This is a genomic window from Arthrobacter sp. UYEF20, from assembly GCF_040546335.1.
Taxonomy (GTDB): domain Bacteria; phylum Actinomycetota; class Actinomycetes; order Actinomycetales; family Micrococcaceae; genus Arthrobacter.
The window spans coordinates 239764-259855 of sequence record NZ_JBEPNP010000004.1; the positions used below are offsets into that span (position 1 = coordinate 239764).

The following is a 20092-nucleotide window of genomic DNA, read 5'->3' on the forward strand; positions in this document are numbered from 1 at the left end:
TTCACACCCGCCTGTTCATGCCTGCCTTTTAGTGCCTCCTTATTCATGCCTGCTCCGCAGGCATCGGGGGCGCCTTTCCACCCGTACCGGGACGGCGTAGTGTGCCATACATGGACGCGACTCCGACGCGGCGCTTCGACCCGCTTTCCTCCGTCCGTACCCCTGCGGCGGAGGGTTTCGACCTGCTCCTGACCGGTACCGTGTTCCAGGACATCATCTTCACCGGGCTGCCGCACGCACCTGTTGCCGGCACCGAAATCTGGAGTGACGGGATGGGCAGCTGCCCCGGCGGGGTCGCCAATCAGGCCATCGCCGCGGCCCGGCTGGGATTGCGGACCGGCCTTGCGGCCGCCTTCGGTGACGACGGCTACGGTGACTACAACTGGAAGATCCTGGCCGCGCAGGAGCACGTGGACCTGTCCCTTTCCCGGCGGGTACCGGGCTGGCACTCTCCCGTGACGGTGTCGCTGAGCGTGGAGCAGGACCGGTCCATGGTCACGCACGGCCATCCGGCTCCGGTGACCTCCACCCAGCTGATCGGCTGCCCGCCGCCCGCGCTCGCCGCCGTCGCGGAACTCAACGAGGAGATGGAACCCTGGGCCCTCGACGCCCACAAGGCCGGAGTCCGCCTGTTCGGCGACGTCGGCTGGGATCCCACCGGGGCCTGGTTATCGACCCGGCTGGACAACCTGCAGTACTTCCACGCTTTCATGCCCAACCAGCACGAGGCGATGGCGTTCACCGGGCGGGACAATCCGTGGTCGGCGTTGTACTCGCTGGCGGACAAGGTACCGGTGGCCGTGGTGACCCTGGGCCCTCAGGGTGCCATGGCCGTCGATTCCGAAACGGGCGAAGAGGAATGGGTGCCGTCCCTGCCGGTTTCCGCCTACGATCCGACCGGTGCCGGGGACTGCTTCGGCGCCGCCTTCATCGTCGGCTGCCTCGCGGGCTGGCCCCTCGGCGACAGGCTGCGCTTCGCCAACCTGTGCGCCGCGCTGGCCGTGCAGGAAGTCGGCGGTTCGCTCGCCGCGCCCGGCTGGGGCGACATCGCCGACTGGTGGCAACGCGCCAACGCCCGGAAGGAACGCCAGAGCAGCCAATGGCTGCGCCGCTACTGCTTCCTGGACGACATCGTCCGCGACGTACCGGCCGAGGCGCAACGGCGGGCGACGGCGACCATCGCGCACCTCTCCGACGCTTAGTTTGGGCTCGCGCGGGCTCGCGGCGCTCGCTACCGCGCCGCTGTCTGCCCATGGCGCGCTGCTTGCCATTGGACATGCCCTCCGCCTGGGCTCTGGCGTGGACATGATGCCCTTGTGCTCAGTCCTTGGCATGAAGATTGGGCATGCTCCCCCGGACGGGAGGGCATGTCCATTGATGGCCGTGGATGCGGGGGTGTGGCGGGCCTGGCGCCGCGGCGGAAAAGTGGGCATGTCCTCCGCCCGGGCCTTGGCATGGACATGATGCCCTTGTGCCCAGTCCTTGGCGTGAAGATTGGGCATGTCCTTTGTGAGGGGAGGCTATGTCCAATGTCGTCGGCGGGGGACGCGGTGCGTGAACCTGGACTCGGTGCGTGAACGGTGGACATGCGCTCCGCCCGGGCCGTGGCGTGGACAGGATGCCCTTGTGCCCAGTCCTTGGCGTGAAGATTGGGCATGCTCCGCGGGACGGGAGGGCATGTCCATCCCTGGCGCCGGGGCAAGGCACGACGGCCGGAATTAAGCCGGATGCGTTGCCACCCCTAGAATCGTTAAGTGACTTACCCAGCAGCTACAGGCGATTTCCGGTCCGTTTCACACACCGTTTCACACGCCGCGCCGGCCTTCGCCGAGGAACGCTCGGCAGTGATCGATCTCGAAGCCATCCGGCACAATGTGCGGCACCTGGCCGCCGTGGCCTCTCCCGCGCAGGTCATGGCGGTGGTCAAGGCTGATGCCTACGGCCATGGTGCCGTCCCCGTTGCCCGCGCAGCCCTCAGCGCCGGCGCCAGTTGGCTGGGAGTGGCCCACATCTCCGAGGCCCTGGCTCTGCGGGCAGCCGGTATCGAGGCCCCGCTGCTAGCGTGGCTGCACACCCCCGAGAGCAACTTCGCCGCCGCCGTGGCCGCCGGGATCGACATCGGCTGCTCCGGCTGGGAGCTCCAGCGAATTGTGACGGCGGCCCGCGAGCAGGAACGGCCGGCCCGGGTCCACCTGAAGGTGGACACCGGACTCGGCCGCAACGGCGCGACCCTGGATGCCTGGGACAGCCTCGTCGGCGAAGCCATGGAGTACCAGGACCAGGGCCTGCTGCGGGTGGTGGGCATCTTCTCCCACCTCGCCGTCGCAGACGAACCCGAGCGGCCCGAAACCGACGAGCAGCTTGCGGCCTTCCGGGAGGTTCTCGCGATCGCCCGGGACGCGGGCGTCGACCCCGAGGTGCGGCACCTGGCAAACACTCCGGCCACCCTTTCCCGTCCCGACACGCATTTCGACCTGGTCCGGGTGGGCCTGGGCCTGTATGGCCTGTCACCCTTCGAGGAGCAGAGCGCCGCAGAGCTGGGCCTGCGCCCGGCCATGACGGTCCGCACGGTCGTCTCGCACTGCAAGGACGTGCCCGCCGGCCAGGGCGTCTCCTACGGACTGAACTACCGCACCAGTGGCACCAGCACTCTCGCGCTCATCCCGCTGGGCTATGCCGACGGCGTTCCACGCATCGCCACCGGCGGGCCCGTCCGGGTGGAGGGCGTGACCTACCCGGTGGTGGGCCGGATCGCGATGGACCAGATGGTGATCGACCTGGGACCACTGAACGTCTCCGCCGGCGGCCGCAGCGTGCTCGGTGCCGAGGCAGTGCTGTTCGGCAACGGCGCCGACGGCGGGCCAACGGCGGAGGACTGGGCCCGGGCCGCCGGCACCAACAACTACGAAATCGTCACCCGGATCAGCCCACGGGTACCGCGCCGCTACGTCAACGAGGAGCCCGTCAACGAGGAGCCAGTGAGCGAGGCACCCCGTAACGAGGCGCCCCGCAGCAGCGGGGAGCAGGGGCAGTGAGCGCCCCGGAGTGGGAGCGGACGCTGGAAGTCCGGACCGCGGACCAGACGCACGCCCTCGCCGCGGGCCTCGGCACCACGCTGGAGGCCGGGGATCTGCTGATCCTCACCGGCGAACTGGGAGCGGGGAAAACCACGTTCACGCAGGGTCTCGGGGAGGGTCTGGGCGTCCGCGCCGGGATCATTTCACCCACCTTCGTGCTGGTCCGCATCCACCCGAACCTGCCCGGCGGGCCTCGGCCGGGCGGCCCGGACCTCGTGCATGTGGACGCCTACCGGCTCGGGTCCGCCGCCGAGATCGACGACATCGACCTGGAAAACACCATGGACAGCGCGGTGACCGTGGTGGAGTGGGGCCGCGGACGGGTGGAGCACCTGAGCGACAGCCGGCTCGAGGTGGACCTGGTCCGCACCCTCGGCTGCGCCAGCACGGATACCCTCGGCGGCCCCACCCCGGCTGCCCCCACCCGGCACGCTGATGCCTCGGACGCGGAGACCCTTGATTTCGACACCGAGGACGACGACGAGCCCCGCACCGTGGTGATCCGCGGCTACGGTCCGCGCTGGGTCAACCCCCCGGCCCTGCCCGAGGCACTGCCCGGGGCCGGCCCCGGTACCGAGCCTGAGAAGCCCGGGACCTTGCCCGGTACCGAGCCCGGACCCCTGCCTGAGCCAACGGAACGGAGCTCCTGATGCTGATCCTCGCAATCGACACCTCGGCCGTGGCCAGTGCCGCACTCGTCTCCGATGATGCCCCGGAGTCAATGGTGGGCAGCTTTGCCACCGAGGACACCCGGAGCCACGCGGAGGTCCTCGCCCCGGGAATCGAACGGCTCCTCGCCGAGGCGGGACTGAGCGGCGACGACGTCGACGCAATTGTCACCGGGGTGGGCCCGGGCCCCTTCACCGGACTGCGCTCCGGCATTGTCACCGCCCGCACCCTCGCCTTCGTCTGGGGCAAGCCCCTGTACGGGCTGATGAGCCTGGACGCCGTCGCCCTTGAAGTCGCCGAGTCCGTGGACGCGGCGCCGGAGTTCATCGTGGCCACGGACGCGCGGCGCAAGGAGGTCTACTGGGCCCGGTATGCGCTCACGGACGGCCAGTTGCCGCAACTGCTCGACGGGCCGCATGTGGGGTTCGCCGCCGATCTTCCGGATCTCCTTGTCTACGGTGCCGGTGCCGGGATCTACGCCGACGCCGTCAAGGCAGTCCCCGAATTCAGCTCGCGCAAGCCGGAGGCGCTCTCGCTGGGCCAGTTTGCGCTCGCCCGGCTCGCCGCCGGGGAGCGGCTGCTCGACTCGACCCCGCTCTACCTGCGCGAGTCCGACGCCCAGGTTCCCGGCCCCCGGAAGCGGGCGCTGTGAGCGGGCCGGACGCTGTGCCGGCGTCGTTGCCCGGCGGAATAGCGCTGCGGGACATGACCGCGGCTGACATCCCGGCAGTGCACGAACTCGAGCGGCGGCTGTTTCCGGTGGACGCCTGGCCGTTGCGGATGTTCCTTGATGAGCTGGCGCAGGCGGAAACGCGACGATACCTGATCGCCGAACATGCCGGGCACATTGTGGGCTACGCCGGACTGATGTGCATCGAGCCGATCGCGGACGTCCAGACCATCGCCGTGGTCCCGGAGCAGGAAGGCAAGGGCATCGGCTCCGCCCTCCTCACCGAACTCATCCGGGAAAGCCGGCTGCGGCACGCGGACGCCGTGCTGCTGGAAGTCCGCGCGGACAACCCCCGGGCCCAGCAGCTGTACCGCCGCTTCGGTTTTGAACAGATCCACGTCCGGCCCCGGTACTACCGCGACGGCGTCGACGCCCTGATCATGAGCCTCCGGCTGGACGCCGCAGCCAACACCCCCGACACCCCTGAGCCCCGGGAAGCAGGCCGCCCATGAACCGCACCCAGCACATCGACCAGCCGCTGGTCCTTGGCATCGAGTCCTCCTGCGACGAGACCGGCGTCGGGATTGTCCGCGGAACCCGGCTGCTGACCAACACCGTCGCGTCCTCGATGGAGGAACATGTCCGGTTCGGCGGGGTCATCCCGGAGATCGCTTCCAGGGCCCATCTGGACGCCTTCGTGCCGACTCTCCGGGAGTCGCTCGCGGAAGCGGGTGTGACGCTGGCGGAGATCGACGCCATCGCCGTCACCTCGGGTCCCGGACTCGCGGGAGCCCTGATGGTCGGAGTCTGTGCCGCGAAGGCGCTTGCCGTTGCCACCGGCAAGCCGCTGTACGCGATCAACCACCTCGTGGCGCACGTCGGCGTCGGACTGCTCCAGTCCGACGGCGGACCGGAGCCGTTTCCGGGATCGCTGCCGGGGACTCCGCCGGAAAACCTGGGCGCGCTGCTGGTTTCCGGCGGCCACACCGAAATCCTGCGGATCCGGAGCATCACCGATGACGTCGAACTGCTCGGCTCCACGATCGATGACGCGGCCGGCGAAGCGTACGACAAGGTGGCGCGGCTGCTCGGCCTGGGCTACCCGGGCGGACCGGCCATCGACGCGCTGGCGCGCACCGGCAACGCCAAGGCGATCCGTTTCCCGCGCGGGCTCAGCCAGCCCAAGTACATGGGAACCGCGGAGGAACCCGGCCCGCACCGCTACGACTGGTCCTTCAGCGGACTCAAGACCGCCGTGGCCCGCTGCGTCGAGCAGTTCGAAGCTCGCGGCGAGGCGGTGCCGGTGGCGGATATCGCCGCAGCCTTCCAGGAGGCTGTGGTGGACGTGATCACGGCCAAGGCAGTGCTGGCCTGCCGGGAGAACGGCATCACCGAGCTCCTGCTGGGCGGCGGCGTGGCCGCAAATTCCCGGTTGCGCCAGCTCACCGAGCAACGCTGCAGCGCGGCCGGGATCCGGCTGACGGTCCCGCCGCTATCGCTGTGCACCGACAATGGCGCCATGGTCGCGGCCCTCGGCGCCCAGCTGGTCATGGCAGGGATTGCACCGAGCGGCATCGGCTTCGCACCGGATTCGTCCATGCCGGTCACCAGCGTTTCCGCCTGAGCGCGGCGGCGGCTCCGGCCGCGCTTCCGGGCGGCACGGGAGGGCGGCCGCCCTGGAGGGGAAGCGGAGTCAGGCTTCGGTGCCCTTGCGCATCTGCTTGACGAGGTCCAGGACGACGGCGCGCAGGTCGCCGCCGTGCTCGGCGGCGACACGGCGCTGCCGCTGGTAGCCGGCGCCGCGCTCGATGACCTTCAAGACATCGGCCAGCTCGGCGGTGCAGCCGAGTTTCGCGGCGACCGGCTCGAGCCGCTTGACCGTCTCGCGGAGGTGTTCGGTGACGAGCTGTTCGTTGCCGTCGGCGTCGAGGATGATGATCGCGTCCAGGCCGTAGCGGGCGGCGCGCCACTTGTTTTCCTGCACATGCCACGGCGGCATGGTCGGGATGGTGCCGCCGTTGTCCAGGGTGGTGGAGAACTCGTCGACGAGGCACTGCGTCAGGGCGGCGATGGCGCCGACCTCCTCGAGGGTGGCCAGGCCGTCGCAGATCCGCATCTCGATGGTGCCGAGGTTGGGCACGGGACGGATGTCCCAGCGGATCTCGGACAGCGTGTCGATCACGCCGGTGGTGAACATGTCCTGGACGTACGTCTCGTAGTCCGCCCAGCTGGAGAACTGGAAGGGCAGGCCAGCGGTGGGCAGCTGCTGGAACATCAGGGCGCGGTGCGAGGCGTAGCCGGTGTCTTCGCCGCCCCAGAACGGGCTGGAGGCGGAGAGCGCCTGGAAGTGCGGGAAGTAGTTGACCAGGCCGTCCAGGACGGGGAGGACCTTGTCCCGGCTGTCGAGTCCGACGTGCACGTGCACGCCGTAGATGACCATCTGGCGGCCCCACCACTGGGTGCGGTCGATGAGCTTCGCGTAGCGGGCCTTGTCCGTCACGGGCTGGAGCTGGGGCGGGCTGAAGGGGTGGCTGCCGGCGCAGAAGATCTCGACGCCCATGGGGTCGGTCACGTCGCGGACCGCGGCGAGCGAACTGTCCAGGTCGGCTTTCGCTTCCGCCACCGTGGTGCAGATTCCGGTGACCAGTTCCACCGTGTTCAGCAGCAACTCCTGCTTGATGTGGGGGTGTTCGTCGTCCTCGTTCAGCTCGGGATGCGCAGCGGCAACCCCCCGGAGCACCTCGTTGGCGACGGAGGCCAGTTCGCCGGTTTCTGCATCGACGAGGGCGAGCTCCCATTCCACACCAAGAGTTGATTGCCTGGATGAAGCGAAATCAATCTTCATGTGGTCCCTTCACTGTTCTGCTGTCCGTTGCCGTGACCCATCTGGCAGCGGTACTGGCAGGGAAGTTGGCGGGGGGCAACGGTGGTCCAAGTCTAGTGCAGGGGCCGCATCGGGTCCGTGGCCAGGTTGCCGCGGGAACGTGAAAGTGTTCACAACAGGACTCTGACCGCAGCGGTAGTGACGGCAGTTCTGGGATGTCGGCGCTGCTGGCGTCTAATGGACTGGCGTTTAATGGAGGGGTGCCCATCCTGAATAAAGACATGACGCTGTGCATCTCCCTCTCGGCCCGTCCGAGCAACAACGGGACGCGCTTCCACAACCATCTGTATGAACAGCTTGGCCTGAACTGGATCTACAAGGCCTTCGCACCCACCGACCTGGCCCAGGCGATTGCCGGCGTGCGGGGCCTGGGAATCCGCGGCTGCGCCGTCTCCATGCCGTACAAAGAGGATGTCATTGCCCTCGTGGACGTGATGGACCCGTCCGCCAAGGCGATCGATTCGGTCAACACCATCGTTAACGACGCCGGACGGCTCACCGCGTACAACACCGACTACACGGCGATCGAGCAGCTGCTGCAGCGCAATGCCGTCCCAACTGACTACTCGGTGTGGCTCCGCGGCTCCGGCGGCATGGCCAAGGCCGCCGTGGCGGCGCTGCGCGACGCCGGCTTCCGGGACGTGACCTTGATAGCCCGCAACGAGGACTCCGGGCGCACCCTGGCCGAACAATACGGGTTCGCCTGGAGCGCGGAATTGGGCTCCGCCCGGTCCGGCGCGGCGGACCTGCTCATCAACGTCACGCCTATCGGTATGGCAGGGAGCATGGCCGGCGGACCGGACGCCGATTCGCTGTCCTTCCCGCAGGAGGCCGTGGACGCCGCGACGGTGGTGTTCGACGTCGTCGCGCTGCCGGCGGAAACCCCGCTCATCAAGTCCGCCCGCGCGGCCGGCAAGAGCGTTATCACCGGGGCCGAGGTGGCCACCATCCAGGCGCTGGAGCAGTTCGTGCTGTACACCGGCATCCGGCCCAGTGATGAGCAGGTCCGGGCCGCCGAGGAATTCATGCGGGCACAGTAGCCCCGCGCGAGAGTCCGCCGTCCGACGTGGAGCTGGTGGTCATTTTCGTTAGTTCGTCGTGGGTTGAGGCCCAGTCTTCGCGCCCGGGAGGACATGCCCAGTTTTCGCGCCCGGGACAGGGCATAGCCGGAATATGTCCATGCGCCGGCGCCGGCGCGGGGCATGTCCTGATCCGGGGGCACGTGCAGTGGCTCCGCTGGGGGCGTTGGGCCACTTCCCCGGGAGGAGATGTCCAGTCTTCGCCCCGGGGACCGGGCATATCCGGAATATGTCCATCGGCGGGACCCGGCGCGGGGCATGTCCGGTCCGGTGGTCTTTTTCGTTTAGGCCGTCGTGGTCTGGCTGCCGGTGCGTGCTCGCGGCTGCTCAGGCGTAGCAGCGAGTGGTTGAGGCAGGTGGGTGCATTCCGGCCGACCCGGCAGGCTGGTCGAGGTCCTTGAAACCGCCGCCCGTGATGGCCTGGCGCGATACCGCCTGCGGCCTCTACCCCAACGCCCCCAGCGCCTGGACCTGACCCCGACGAACTAACGAAAATACCCACCGGCCTTTGTGCCCTTGATGGGACGCCCGTTCCGGGCTGAAAATGTTATTTTCGCGCTAGACGGGCTCCACCGAAATGGCCACCCGCTCCTCGCCGATCCTGGTGAGGACCAGGGTGGCCGTCTCTTTGCTCTTCTGCTTGCCAGCTGTGTTCTTCCCAGGAGGGAGAAGCTGCTTCCGCAGCTCCTCCGGCGTCACCGAGGTGCCGCGCTTCTTGATGTCCAGCACTCCGATGCCGCGGTCCTTGACCCAGGCCTTGAGCGCCTTGACGTTGTAGGGCATCACTTCCAGGACCCGGTACGCCCGCGCGAACGGGGTGTCCTTGAGCTCCGGGGCGCAGATGTAGGCGATATGCTCGTCCACCAGATGCCCGCCCAGCTGGAGCGCGACGTCGGCCACCAGCCCGGCACGGATGACGGCGCCGTCGGGCTCGTACAGATATCCCTCGACGGGTCCCACCGGGGCAACCGGGCCGCCGTCGAACTCCTCGGCGCTGGTGAGTTCCGCGGCACCCTGCGGGCCGAGCAGGAGGGCGGCACGCCGTACCCCGGGACGCCGCACGGCGTTGAACCACAGCGCCACCTCGGTGACGTCCCCGCCGGACGAGACCCATTGCGCCTCACAAGCTGCTGGGACCGAGTCGTGCGGCATGCCGGGGCCCATCTTCACGCCGACGGCGCGCCCGGACCCGGCCAGGGACTCGGCGAAGGACAGCGGCGGGGAGAAGTCCTCCGGGTCCCAGAGCCGCTTGGTCCCCGAGGTGGAGGTGGTGCGGCGGGCGGGATCCAGCCAGACGCCGTCGATTCCCTCGAGCGGCACCGCCATGGCATCGGAGTGGACCACGGTGGCGTTCCGGAACGGGATCAGGTTCATGGTGGCGCACGCGGCGGTGGTCTCATCCATCTCCACCGCGGTGACCTGGATGTCCAGGGACGCCAGTGCCATCGAGTCGGCGCCCAGGCCGCAGCCCAGGTCCGCTACGTGCCGGATGCCGGCCTCCGCGAAGCGCTGCGCGTGCCGGGCCGCCACGGTGAGCCGGGTGGCCTGCTCCAGCCCCGCCTGGGTGAAGATCATCTGCCGGGCAAATTCGCCGAACTTGGCCTCGGCCCTGGTCCGGAGCCGGGACTGGGTGAGTACCGCCGAAACGAGTTCGGGGGAGTGGCCGGACTTCCGGAGCGAGGCGTTGAGCCGGAAAGCCTCATCCTCCTCGTACGGCCCCAGCGATGCCAGCAGCTCCCAGCCCTCGGGGTTGAGGAGCGGGGCGATCTGGTCCTGCGGTGCGTCAGCCATGGAATCAAGCCTAGTTCAGGCGCCGGTGCCCCGATGCGCCCGCTAGGCTGGAAGGCATGGAAGACAGCGGTACGGCAGGCGACGGCACGGACGAAGGTCCCCTGGAGGACGACTCCGCACAGCGGGACGCCGGCGGCCGTCCCGCCCGGCAGCGTCGTGCCGAAAACGGCGTTGCCGGACACGGCCTTGCCCGGTACGCCCGGCCGGCGCTGGTCGCGGGCTGCGTCATCGCCGTCGTCTGCGTGGCGTTGCTCGTCATCATCTTTTTCCTCGACTCCTTCAACGCGACCGTCTATTCGGTCGGCGGCAAGGACGTCAAAGACGCCACCGACGAAGCCCGGTCCATCCGTGAGAGCTACGTTGCCGCCAAGGTCGGCGGCACCATCTCCCTGGTTATCGGCCTCGCACTCGCCGCCGCGGGCGGATTCCTGCTGTACCGCCAGCGGAATGAACCGGGCCGGAATGACGAGGCGGACGACGGCGAGGAAGTGGACTTCGAGGACCTCGGGGGACAGTAATCCTGCCCCCGCCGGCGCTCACCCAGGCCGCCCCCCGGGCGTTCATCCTGGCCGCCGCCGGCGTTCACCCCGGCCGCCCCGGGCGTTCACCTGGAACGAAATTCTGGCACTCGCCTTGACCGAGTGCTAACCATGTACATAGAGTCGTCATTAGCACTCTCCCTAGGAAGGTGCTAACACCTGAAGCTTCACAGCCAGGCTGCTGCCGGCACCGCGACGACGGTTTGCACGCCTTGGCACCACAGCTTTAAAGTCCATGAATTTGCTGACGAATAGGAGAGGTCCTTGTCGGTCTCTATTAAGCCTCTTGAGGATCGTATTGTTGTCCGCCCGCTCGAAGCCGAGCAGACCACGGCCTCCGGCCTGGTTATCCCGGACTCCGCGCAGGAAAAGCCGCAGGAAGGCGAAGTTGTCGCAGTAGGCCCCGGCCGCTTCGACGACAACGGCAACCGCGTTCCGATCGACGTCACCACCGGCGACGTTGTCATCTACTCCAAGTACGGCGGAACTGAAGTCAAGACCGGCGGCACCGAGTACCTCGTGCTGTCCGCCCGCGACGTTCTGGCGATCGTCGTAAAGTAACTCTCTTGGACCCCGCGCCGCCGATCCTTCTTTGACGGGTCAGTTGCGCGGGGTTCTGTCTTGAAAGGACAAAACCATGGCAAAGCAGCTTGCGTTTAACGACGCTGCCCGCCGGTCGCTTGAAGCCGGCATCGATAAGCTCGCCAACACGGTCAAGGTGACGCTTGGCCCGCGCGGCCGCAACGTCGTGCTGGACAAGAAGTGGGGCGCCCCCACGATCACCAACGATGGCGTCACCATCGCCCGTGAAGTCGAGCTGGACGACCCGTTCGAGAACCTTGGCGCTCAGCTCGCCAAGGAGGTCGCCACCAAGACCAACGATGTTGCCGGTGACGGAACCACCACCGCCACGGTGCTGGCGCAGGCCCTCGTCAAGGAAGGCCTCCGCAACGTTGCGGCAGGCGCCGCCCCGGGCCAGATCAAGCGCGGCATCGAGGTCTCTGTCGAGGCCATCGCCGCCCGCCTGCTCGAAAACGCCCGCCCGGTCGAAGGTACGCAGGTCGCCAACGTCGCCTCCATCTCCGCCCAGAGCGACGAGGTGGGCGAGCTCCTGGCCGAGGCATTCGGCAAGGTCGGCAAGGATGGTGTGATCACCATCGAGGAATCCTCCACCACCCAGACCGAACTGGTCCTCACCGAGGGCATGCAGTTCGACAAGGGCTACCTGTCCCCGTACTTCGTCACTGACGCGGAACGCCAGGAAGCCGTCCTCGAAGACGCCCTGATCCTGATCAACCAGGGCAAGATCTCCTCCGTGCAGGATTTCCTGCCGCTGCTGGAAAAGGCGCTGCAGAGCTCCAAGCCGCTCTTCATCATTGCCGAAGACGTCGACGGCGAGGCCCTCTCCACGCTGATCGTCAACCGCATCCGCGGCACCCTGAACGTGGTTGCCGTCAAGGCTCCGGGCTTCGGTGACCGCCGCAAGGCCATGCTGCAGGACATCGCCACCCTCACGGGTGCACAGGTTGTCTCGCCGGAACTGGGCCTTAGCCTGGACACGGTGGGCCTCGAGGTGCTGGGTACCGCCCGGCGCATCACCGTCACGAAGGACAACACCACCATCGTGGACGGCGCCGGATCGGCCGAGGACGTCGCAGCCCGGGTTTCCCAGCTGCGCGCCGAGCTGACCCGCACGGATTCCGACTGGGACAAGGAAAAGCTGCAGGAACGCCTGGCCAAGCTGGCCGGCGGCATCGGCGTGATCAAGGTCGGCGCAGCCACCGAGGTCGAGCTGAAGGAAAAGAAGCACCGCATCGAAGACGCCGTGTCCTCGACCCGCGCTGCCCTCGAAGAAGGCATCGTGGCCGGCGGCGGCGCCGCCCTCATCCACGCCCTCAAGGCGCTCGACGAGGATCCGGCCGTCCAGGCTCTCGAAGGTGACGCGGCAGCAGCTGTCGGCATCGTCCGCCGGGCACTGACCCAGCCGCTGCGCTGGATCGCCCAGAACGCCGGCTTCGACGGCTACGTGGTCGTCGCCAAGGTGGCCGAATCCGCCAACAACCAGGGCTTCAACGCCAAGACCGGCGAATACGAAGACCTGATTGCGGCCGGCGTGATCGACCCCGTGAAGGTGACGCGGGCGGCCCTCCGCAACGCGGCCTCCATCGCGGCACTGGTTCTCACCACGGAAACCCTCGTGGTCGAGAAGCCTGCCGATGAAGGCCAGCACGCGGGCCACCAGCACTAGCTCCAAGTCGCTGTAGTCAAGGCCGGTCCGGCATCATCCGGGCCGGCCTTTTCTATGCCGTCCGGCCCGGAAACGAGGCTCAGCGCTGGGACCGCAGGGCCTTGCGCCGCAGACGCAGCGCGGCGTCCCGGGGGAGCCGCTTGGTGATGAGCCGGTAGAAGACCAGTACGGCCACCGCCGAAACCACGATGCCCACCAGATTCAGGAACAGCTGTAGGGCGGAGCCAGCGGCTTTCCCGTATTCACCCAGTACCAGGGCGACGGCGACGAAGCCGGCGGCCGGAACAGTCGTCACCGAAATGAACACCCCGATCAGTGCCGAGGACCTCTGGCTGATCACGGACAACATGCCTGCGGTCCCGGCCAGGACGGCGACGATCAGCGAGTAGGGCCCCGGGTGGTAGATGAAGTCGACGGCGGAGCCATGGTCCAGGGCATCGGCGGGGAAGAGTCCGAGGGGCAACGACAGCCAGGCGCCCAGGGCGGCCGCCAGCATCGCGACCGGGAAGCCGACGCCGAGAGCCAGCGCCGCGCCGCGTCCCAGCGGCCCTTGCCGGCGCACAAGGGCCACGGCCAGGGCAGCCAGCGGGCCGAACTCCGGCCCGACCGCCATGGCGCCGACGATGGCGATGGTCGAATCCGTGACGATGCCGATGGCTGCGAGCTGGGTCGCCAGGACCAGGAAGGCCAGAAAGCTCCACGTCAGCCGCGAGTCTTCGCCCGTCTGCTGGGAGACCTCGTCCCAGATCACGGCGTCGGCACCTTCGCCCGGGGCGGCCGCCATCGCCTGGTCGGCGCGGTCGGAGAGCACCAGGTCCGGCATGGTGACCGCAATGGAGCCGACTTCCTGGACGTTAAGGGCGTGGAGTTTCTCCACCAGACCCTCGACCGACTCCCTCGCCAGCAGGACGTGGATGACGTCCCCCGGAGGGAGCACGGACGCCCCGGGGTGGCGGGCGACTTCCGCCACACCGAGCTCGCCGGAGCAACACTCCACCACGACGCCGGACAGCTTTTCCGGGACACAAATTCGCAGTTGCGCGATCACAATGCGGCCTCCTCTGACTTGTAACAGACTAGCCGCCGGCCCGGCCTCGGGCCGCGGAAAACCCCGCACCGCCCTGCCGCACGTCCCGCACCGCCCCCCACCGCCGGCCCCCACGATTGGCCAGACAAATTACGGTTCGGTAACATTGATGCTTTGGAAACCGGCCTGAGGGGTCTTTGTGTCTAACGAGCGAACCATTGCCGGCCCGCGCACCGCGGACGCGGGTTCCCCGGCGCGCCGAAAATCCAGCTACCGCCCCGAAGTCCAGGGCCTCCGGGCCCTCGCCGTCCTCATGGTGGTCACCTACCATGTGTGGCTCGGCCGGGTCTCCGGCGGGGTGGACATCTTCCTGCTGATCTCTGCCTTCCTGATGACGCTCAGCTTCGCCCGGAAGGTGGAAAGCGGTAAGCCGCTGCGGCTCCTGAGCCACTGGCTCCACCTGCTCAAGCGGCTGCTGCCCGCCGTCGTCGTGGTCATCCTCGGCGTCCTGGCCGGCACCTGGGCCATCCTCCCGCAAAGCCGGTGGCCGGATGTGCTGGACCAGGCCTGGGCCTCCCTGCTGTACCGGCAGAACTGGCTCCTGGCGGACACCGCCGTCGACTACTACGCGCAGGACCATTCCGGTGCCAGTCCCTTGCAGCACTTCTGGTCCTTGTCCATCCAGGGCCAGGTCTTCCTGCTGTGGCCGCTCGTGTTTGCCGGTGCCGCGCTGCTCCGCAAGCTGCTCTGCCGCGGCCGCGGCCTCGGCCGCTGGACTCCTGGCCGCTGGACTCCTGTGCAGGACCGGCTGAACTATCGGGTCCTGCTGGCCGTGGCCTTCGGCGCAATCTTCGTTGCCTCGCTGCTGTACTCGATTGAGCAGACCGCCACGAACCAGGCCTACGCCTACTTCGACACCCGCGCCCGGCTCTGGGAATTCTCCCTCGGCTCCCTGCTGGCGCTCGCCGTGCCCTACCTCAAGCCCGGCAGGATCCTGCGGGTGGCGCTGGGCTGGACCGGCCTTGCCGCCATGCTCTCCTGCGGTCTGCTGCTGACCGTGGACCGTTCCTTCCCCGGCTTCATGGCCCTGTGGCCCACCCTCGCCGCGGCCGCCATCATTGTGGCCGGGCAGCGCGGCAGCCGTTTCGGCGTGGACCGCTTCCTCACCTGGAAGCCGCTCGTTGCCCTCGGCGACAACTCCTACGCCCTCTACTTGTGGCACTGGCCTCTCCTCGTGCTGGCCCTCGCCGGAATGGGGATCAGCTCGCCGAACCTCGTGCAGGGCCTGGCCATCGTGGCCACGTCCGTGGTGCTGGCCGTGCTCACCACCCGGTTCGTGGAGAAGCCCTTGCGTGAATGGCACTGGCCGCAGCGCCGCGCCTGGCGGAACGCCGTCGTGATCGTGGCGTGCGGCGCCCTGCTCGCGGGACCCGTGTCCGTGTGGCAGAGCAAGCTGTTGGCCGAGGAGGCCGCCGCGGCGTCGCAGCCAAGGGAACTGACGCCGGGAGCCGCCGCCTTGTCGCCCGGGTATGCGGGCAAGTCGACGCCGGATGCCAAGATCATCCCCGCCCCCGTCGCGATGAAAAACGAGTGGGCGGACATCGACGGGCTGTGCACGGACGGGAACGTCCCGAGCGACCCCCTGCTCGCCGGTTGCCTGCAGAACAGCCGGCCGGATACCGTCACCAAGCGGATCGTGGTGCTGGGCGACTCGCATGCCCAGCAGTACATGGCGGCCCTCGGCCCCATCGCCCGGAGCCACGGCTGGGAAGTGGTCACCCTCCTGAAGGGCAACTGCCGCTTCGGCGGGGAATCCCCGGACCGTGACGCCGAATGCAACGCCTTCAACAAGGCCAGCGCCGCGTACGTCCAGGAACACCGCCCAGACGCCGTCTTCACTGTCGCCTCGCAGACGTACAAGGACGCACCGTTCGAAGCTGAAGTGCCCCAGTATCTGGAGGGCATCAAGCCGTTCACCGACGCCGGCATGGAAGTGGTGGGGATCCGCGACAACCCGCGCTTCAGCATGAACATGCCCGAATGCGTGCAGAAGAACGGCCCGGACGCCCCGGAGTGCAATGTGCCGCTGCAGGAATCCCTGGCCGAGTCCTCGCCGCTGGACGCGTACCGGGGCAAGGTCCCCGGGCTGCACCTCATGGACCTGAGTGACTTCATCTGCGCCGGCGGCATCTGCCCCGCCGTCGTCGGCAATGTGTACGTCTACAAGGACGACAACCACCTGACCAAGACCTATGTCCAGAGCATGATCCCCATGTTCGAACAGCGGCTGCTCGCGGCCACCGGCTGGACGTGACGGCCCGGGTGTCGCACGGTAAAAGACGTGGCGGGGCGGGTGCCGTTGCTCACATTGCTGCCCCGGAATATGGCGGACGCCGCCAAGGTTCTACTATTTATTCAACACTTCTGCACAGGCCACGCCCGTAATGACTGGCTGGTCATCTGCTGCAACCCCTACCCGTGAAACCCGGTAACCCAAGGTAAGAGGCGCACTCATGACCCAGCCCGAACACAACCCCTTCGGCTTCATTGGCCTGACCTACGACGACGTCCTGCTCCTGCCCGGCCACACGGACGTCATCCCGTCCGAGGCGGACACGTCGTCCTGGATTTCCAAGCGGATCTCCGTCCGCACACCGTTGCTGTCCGCCGCCATGGACACCGTCACCGAATCCCGGATGGCGATCGCCATGGCACGCCAGGGCGGCCTGGGCGTCATTCACCGCAACCTGTCCATCCAGGACCAGGCGGACCAGGTGGACCGCGTGAAGCGCAGCGAGTCCGGGATGATCACCAACCCGCTGACCATCGGCCCTGAAGCAACGCTGGCGGAACTGGACGAGATCTGCTCGCAGTACCGGGTTTCCGGCCTCCCCGTTGTGGACGAGGGCATGCGGCTCCTCGGTATCGTCACCAACCGCGACACCCGCTTTGTGCCCGAAGCCGACTTCCCGCTGCGGCTGGTCAGCGACGTCATGACCAAGATGCCGCTGATCACAGGGCACGTTGGCATCAGCCGTGAGGAAGCCTCCCACAAGCTCGCCACGAACAAGATCGAAAAGCTTCCGCTCGTTGACGAGCAGGGCCGGCTCAAGGGCCTCATCACCACCAAGGACTTCACCAAGGCGGAGCAGTATCCGCTGGCCACCAAGGACGAGGAAGGCCGGCTCCGAGTTGGTGCCGCCATCGGCTTCTTCGGTGACGGCTGGGAACGCGCCATGGCCCTGATCGACGCCGGCGTCGACGCCTTGTTCGTTGACACTGCCAACGGCCACTCGCAGGGCGTGCTGGACATGATCCGCCGCCTGAAGTCGGATCCTAGGGCAGCCCACGTGGACATCATCGGCGGCCAGGCCGCCACCCGCGAAGGCGCCCAGGCCCTGATCGACGCCGGTGCCGACGGCATCAAGGTGGGTGTGGGCCCCGGTTCCATCTGCACCACCCGGGTGGTGGCCGGTGTGGGTGTCCCGCAGATCACCGCCATCTATGAGTCCGCCAAGGCGGCCATCCCCGCCGGCGTGCCGCTGATCGCCGACGGCGGCCTGCAGTATTCGGGCGACATCGGCAAGGCGCTGGTCGCCGGCGCGGACACCGTCATGCTCGGCTCCCTCCTGGCGGGCTGCGATGAATCCCCGGGTGACCTGATCTTCGTCAACGGCAAGCAGTTCAAGCTCTACCGCGGCATGGGTTCCCTCGGCGCGATGCAGACCCGCGGCAAAAACACGTCCTACTCCAAGGACCGCTACTTCCAGGCCGACGTCTCCGGCGATGACAAGCTCATCCCGGAAGGCATCGAAGGCCGCGTGGCCTACCGCGGCCCGCTCGCCTCCGTGGCCTACCAGCTGGTGGGCGGCCTCCGCCAGACCATGTTCTACACCGGCGCCCCGACCATCCCCGAGCTCAAGGCCCGCGGTAAGTTCGTCCGGATCACGCCGGCCGGGCTGAAGGAATCCCACCCGCATGACATCCAGATGACGGTGGAGGCACCGAACTACGGTTCGCGCTAATCCCCACCCGCTCCCTAACCTCGCAAGCTCGGCCAGGGAACCCGGCGGGCGTGGCCCCAGCGCAAATACCGGCCGCGCCAGGCCAACGCGAGTGGCCACGGGATTCGTCCCGTGGCCCCTCGCGTCTGTGCCGTGCCCATCTGGGTGGCGTCGCCGGAGCCCGCAACTAGGCTGAAGGCATGTCCGAACTCCTTCCCGCGCGTGAGCCCAAGCGCAAGCTTGCGCTGAGGCCGTATGCGCTGGCCGTCGCGCAGGTGCTCCGGGTCAGTTTCCGGGCCTCGCCGGCCGCAGTGGTGATGAAGATCGTGGGCTCGCTGATCTCGGCCCTGCTGCCGCTGGTCACCACCTACTTCGCCGCCCTGACCACCACAGCGCTCGCGGCCGCCTACTCGGGCAACGCCGCGGCCGGGCAGCAGGCCATCGTCTACGTCATCATCACCGCCGCGCTGGGGCTGTTCTGGGGTTCCTTCAGCAGCGTGGACCGGTACATCCAGCAGCTCATGAGCTTCCGGGTCGGAGCGATCGTGGGCGACCTCATGTATGAGCGGTTCCTGGCGCTTGAGTTCTGGCGCTACGACGACAAGGAAACGATCGACCTCTACGACCGCGCCAAGCGCTTTTCCGATTCCTACGGCCGGGTGCTGGACCGGATCGCCGCGATCTTCACCCAGTTCGTCTCGGTGATCCTGGCGATCGGCGCGCTGCTGCTGGTCAGCTGGTGGATCGCGGTGATCGTCCTGGTCGCGATCGTCCCCAGCGTCTACCTGCAGTTCAAGCTCTCCCGCGAACAGATCGCGCACTGGAATACCCAGGTCGACTCGCGCCGGCAGCGCCGGATGATCGAGACCAACCTGCTTCGCCCGCAGCACATTGCCGAGATGCGCCTCTACGGGATCGTCGGCTACCTGATGGACCTGCGCTCCCGGCTGCGGGACGCGGACGAGAAGCGGCGGCTGGATTTCCAGAAACGCTACATCCCGAAGCAGCTCGCCGCCGACGCCCTGCAATACGGCGCGGAGGTGGTGTCCCTGATCTGGGTCGTGGGCCAGATCATCGCCCGGGCGCAGCCGGTAGGGCAGTTCCTCTATGTCCAGCAGATCGTCAGCCGCGCCCTGTCCACCGCCAACAACCTCGTGTCCTCGCTCAGCTCCATCGACGAGGACCTCGCGAACCTCAAGGACTACGAGCTGTTCATGGCGATGCCGGTGCACTCCAGCCATGCCCCGCCCCTGCTGCAGGCGCCGAAGACCGTGGAACTGCGGGACATCCGCTTCACCTATACCGGCAGCGAACTGGAGGTCATCAAGGGCATCTCGCTGACCATCAGGGAAGGCCAGCACATCGCCATCGTGGGGGAGAACGGTGCCGGCAAGTCCACCCTGATCCGGATCCTCGCCGGGCTCTACCGCCCCGATTCCGGGCAGGTGCTGCTCGACGGCGTCGACCTCGCCGCCGTCGACGTCACGTCCTGGCACCGCCATCTGGCGGTGCTGAGCCAGGAATTCCTCAAGTACGAGTTCGCCACCGCCGCGGAGAACATCTTCTTCGGCGACGTCGACTCGCCCCGGGACGGCGGGCGGATCCGCCGGGCCGCCGCCGACGCCGAAGCCCTGGACTTTCTCAACAAGCTGCCCAACGGACTGGACAACCACGTCAGCAACTGGATGGAGGACCCCCGCGGGCGCAAGGGCAGCGGCCTGTCCGGCGGCCAATGGCAGCGTCTCGCGATGGCCCGGAACTTCTACCGGAACGCCTCTTTCATGGTGATGGACGAGCCCACCTCCGCCATCGACGCGCTGGCCGAGCACCGGATTTTCACGCGGCTCTTCGCCGACCGCAGCAGCACGATTATTGCCATCAGCCACCGGCTCGCGACCATCGAGAAGGCGGACATCGTGTACATGCTCGAGGACGGCCGCGTGGTGGAACAGGGCACCCACAAGGAACTCGTGGCGCTGCGGGGCCGGTATTTCCGGATGTTCGAATCGCAGCTTACCGTTCCGGATACCGAGAACGTCAGCGGGGAGTGACGCGGGCGCGGCGGCTTATGATGCGGGGCTGGGCGGTCGCGGAAGAGTCCTGG

At 67.9% G+C, this 20092-nt stretch carries 16 protein-coding genes and 1 pseudogene; 13 read left to right on the plus strand and 4 right to left on the minus strand.

All coding sequences use genetic code 11. The features are described 5' to 3' along the window. The first annotated feature begins 110 nt into the window (after positions 1–110). Positions 111–1202, plus strand: coding sequence for a carbohydrate kinase family protein (locus ABIB26_RS06990; protein ID WP_354240823.1), 1092 nt, complete (start codon positions 111–113; stop codon positions 1200–1202). 552 nt (positions 1203–1754) lie between these two features. Then, positions 1755–2963, plus strand: a pseudogene (alr, locus tag ABIB26_RS06995) (alanine racemase); the annotation flags it as partial. On the opposite strand, the gene ABIB26_RS07000 reads toward alr, so the two are convergent. Beyond that, positions 2945–3088: a pentapeptide repeat-containing protein gene (locus ABIB26_RS07000; RefSeq protein WP_354240824.1), complete on the minus strand. Its 144-nt coding sequence runs from the start codon at positions 3086–3088 to the stop codon at positions 2945–2947. The pseudogene alr and the gene ABIB26_RS07000 sit on opposite strands and share 19 nt — an antisense overlap. On the opposite strand from ABIB26_RS07000, the gene tsaE reads away from it, so the two are divergent. The 4 genes from tsaE to tsaD are packed head-to-tail and all read left to right on the plus strand — an operon-like array spanning position 3032 to position 6040. Continuing rightward, a complete protein-coding gene (gene tsaE, locus ABIB26_RS07005) occupies positions 3032–3727 on the plus strand; it encodes a tRNA (adenosine(37)-N6)-threonylcarbamoyltransferase complex ATPase subunit type 1 TsaE (protein ID WP_354240826.1) in 696 nt (231 codons plus the stop codon). The two genes, ABIB26_RS07000 and tsaE, sit on opposite strands and share 57 nt — an antisense overlap. Then, on the plus strand, positions 3727–4398 hold the full coding sequence (tsaB, locus tag ABIB26_RS07010) for a tRNA (adenosine(37)-N6)-threonylcarbamoyltransferase complex dimerization subunit type 1 TsaB (protein ID WP_354240828.1): 672 nt from the start codon (positions 3727–3729) through the stop codon (positions 4396–4398). Before tsaE ends, tsaB begins: the two co-directional genes overlap by 1 nt. A gap of 53 nt (positions 4399–4451) precedes the next feature. Further along, positions 4452–4928, plus strand: coding sequence for a ribosomal protein S18-alanine N-acetyltransferase (rimI, locus tag ABIB26_RS07015; protein ID WP_354240950.1), 477 nt, complete (start codon positions 4452–4454; stop codon positions 4926–4928). After that, positions 4925–6040 (plus strand): tRNA (adenosine(37)-N6)-threonylcarbamoyltransferase complex transferase subunit TsaD, encoded by a 1116-nt coding sequence (gene tsaD, locus ABIB26_RS07020; protein WP_354240830.1) that lies wholly within the window; start codon positions 4925–4927, stop codon positions 6038–6040. The genes rimI and tsaD overlap by 4 nt, the downstream gene beginning before the upstream one ends. A 69-nt stretch (positions 6041–6109) precedes the next feature. Here tsaD and ABIB26_RS07025 read toward each other — a convergent pair whose 3' ends face one another. After that, on the minus strand, positions 6110–7261 hold the full coding sequence (locus tag ABIB26_RS07025) for a glutamate--cysteine ligase (RefSeq protein ID WP_354240832.1): 1152 nt from the start codon (positions 7259–7261) through the stop codon (positions 6110–6112). A 239-nt stretch (positions 7262–7500) separates the two neighbouring features. Here ABIB26_RS07025 and ABIB26_RS07030 point away from each other — a divergent pair, with 239 nt between their 5' ends. Beyond that, positions 7501–8340 (plus strand): shikimate 5-dehydrogenase, encoded by an 840-nt coding sequence (locus ABIB26_RS07030; protein WP_354240834.1) that lies wholly within the window; start codon positions 7501–7503, stop codon positions 8338–8340. Positions 8341–8937: 597 nt separating this feature from the next. On the opposite strand, the gene ABIB26_RS07035 is transcribed toward ABIB26_RS07030, so the two are convergent. Continuing rightward, on the minus strand, positions 8938–10170 hold the full coding sequence (locus ABIB26_RS07035) for a THUMP-like domain-containing protein (protein ID WP_354240836.1): 1233 nt from the start codon (positions 10168–10170) through the stop codon (positions 8938–8940). Positions 10171–10226: 56 nt separating this feature from the next. On the opposite strand from ABIB26_RS07035, the gene ABIB26_RS07040 reads away from it, so the two are divergent. From ABIB26_RS07040 to groL, 3 genes are all read left to right on the plus strand, one after another. After that, positions 10227–10688 carry a hypothetical protein gene (locus ABIB26_RS07040; protein WP_354240837.1) on the plus strand — a complete coding sequence of 154 codons (462 nt, stop codon included), beginning with the start codon at positions 10227–10229 and terminating at the stop codon, positions 10686–10688. Positions 10689–10973: 285 nt separating this feature from the next. Next, positions 10974–11270, plus strand: a complete 297-nt coding sequence (gene groES, locus ABIB26_RS07045) for a co-chaperone GroES (protein WP_354240839.1) — start codon at positions 10974–10976, stop codon at positions 11268–11270. 76 nt (positions 11271–11346) lie between these two features. Continuing rightward, complete coding sequence (groL, locus tag ABIB26_RS07050; RefSeq protein WP_354240841.1) at positions 11347–12957, plus strand: chaperonin GroEL; 1611 nt, start codon at positions 11347–11349, stop codon at positions 12955–12957. A gap of 79 nt (positions 12958–13036) precedes the next feature. Here groL and ABIB26_RS07055 read toward each other — a convergent pair whose 3' ends face one another. Further along, on the minus strand, positions 13037–14005 hold the full coding sequence (locus ABIB26_RS07055; RefSeq protein ID WP_354240842.1) for a DUF389 domain-containing protein: 969 nt from the start codon (positions 14003–14005) through the stop codon (positions 13037–13039). A gap of 292 nt (positions 14006–14297) precedes the next feature. Here ABIB26_RS07055 and ABIB26_RS07060 point away from each other — a divergent pair, with 292 nt between their 5' ends. The 3 genes from ABIB26_RS07060 to ABIB26_RS07070 all read left to right on the plus strand — a co-directional run bounded on the left by ABIB26_RS07060 (position 14298) and on the right by ABIB26_RS07070 (position 20039). Further along, positions 14298–16298: an acyltransferase family protein gene (locus ABIB26_RS07060; RefSeq protein WP_502913632.1), complete on the plus strand. Its 2001-nt coding sequence runs from the start codon at positions 14298–14300 to the stop codon at positions 16296–16298. 199 nt (positions 16299–16497) lie between these two features. Further along, positions 16498–18009, plus strand: coding sequence for an IMP dehydrogenase (guaB, locus tag ABIB26_RS07065; protein ID WP_354240844.1), 1512 nt, complete (start codon positions 16498–16500; stop codon positions 18007–18009). 179 nt (positions 18010–18188) lie between these two features. Next, positions 18189–20039, plus strand: coding sequence for an ABC transporter ATP-binding protein (locus tag ABIB26_RS07070; protein WP_354240846.1), 1851 nt, complete (start codon positions 18189–18191; stop codon positions 20037–20039). The last annotated feature ends 53 nt before the right edge of the window (positions 20040–20092 follow it).

What these genes read in the sequence shown, in the direction of transcription:
- ABIB26_RS06990 (WP_354240823.1), top strand. Translation starts at nt 111, where the DNA reads ATGGACGCGACTCCGACGCGGCGCTTCGACCCGCTTTCCTCCGTCCGT.
- tsaB (WP_354240828.1), top strand. Translation starts at nt 3,727, where the DNA reads ATGCTGATCCTCGCAATCGACACCTCGGCCGTGGCCAGTGCCGCACTC.
- rimI (WP_354240950.1), top strand. Translation starts at nt 4,452, where the DNA reads ATGACCGCGGCTGACATCCCGGCAGTGCACGAACTCGAGCGGCGGCTG.
- tsaD (WP_354240830.1), top strand. Translation starts at nt 4,925, where the DNA reads ATGAACCGCACCCAGCACATCGACCAGCCGCTGGTCCTTGGCATCGAG.
- ABIB26_RS07025 (WP_354240832.1), bottom strand. Translation starts at nt 7,261, where the DNA reads ATGAAGATTGATTTCGCTTCATCCAGGCAATCAACTCTTGGTGTGGAA.
- ABIB26_RS07035 (WP_354240836.1), bottom strand. Translation starts at nt 10,170, where the DNA reads ATGGCTGACGCACCGCAGGACCAGATCGCCCCGCTCCTCAACCCCGAG.
- ABIB26_RS07040 (WP_354240837.1), top strand. Translation starts at nt 10,227, where the DNA reads ATGGAAGACAGCGGTACGGCAGGCGACGGCACGGACGAAGGTCCCCTG.
- groL (WP_354240841.1), top strand. Translation starts at nt 11,347, where the DNA reads ATGGCAAAGCAGCTTGCGTTTAACGACGCTGCCCGCCGGTCGCTTGAA.
- ABIB26_RS07060 (WP_502913632.1), top strand. Translation starts at nt 14,298, where the DNA reads ATGGTGGTCACCTACCATGTGTGGCTCGGCCGGGTCTCCGGCGGGGTG.
- guaB (WP_354240844.1), top strand. Translation starts at nt 16,498, where the DNA reads ATGACCCAGCCCGAACACAACCCCTTCGGCTTCATTGGCCTGACCTAC.
- ABIB26_RS07070 (WP_354240846.1), top strand. Translation starts at nt 18,189, where the DNA reads ATGTCCGAACTCCTTCCCGCGCGTGAGCCCAAGCGCAAGCTTGCGCTG.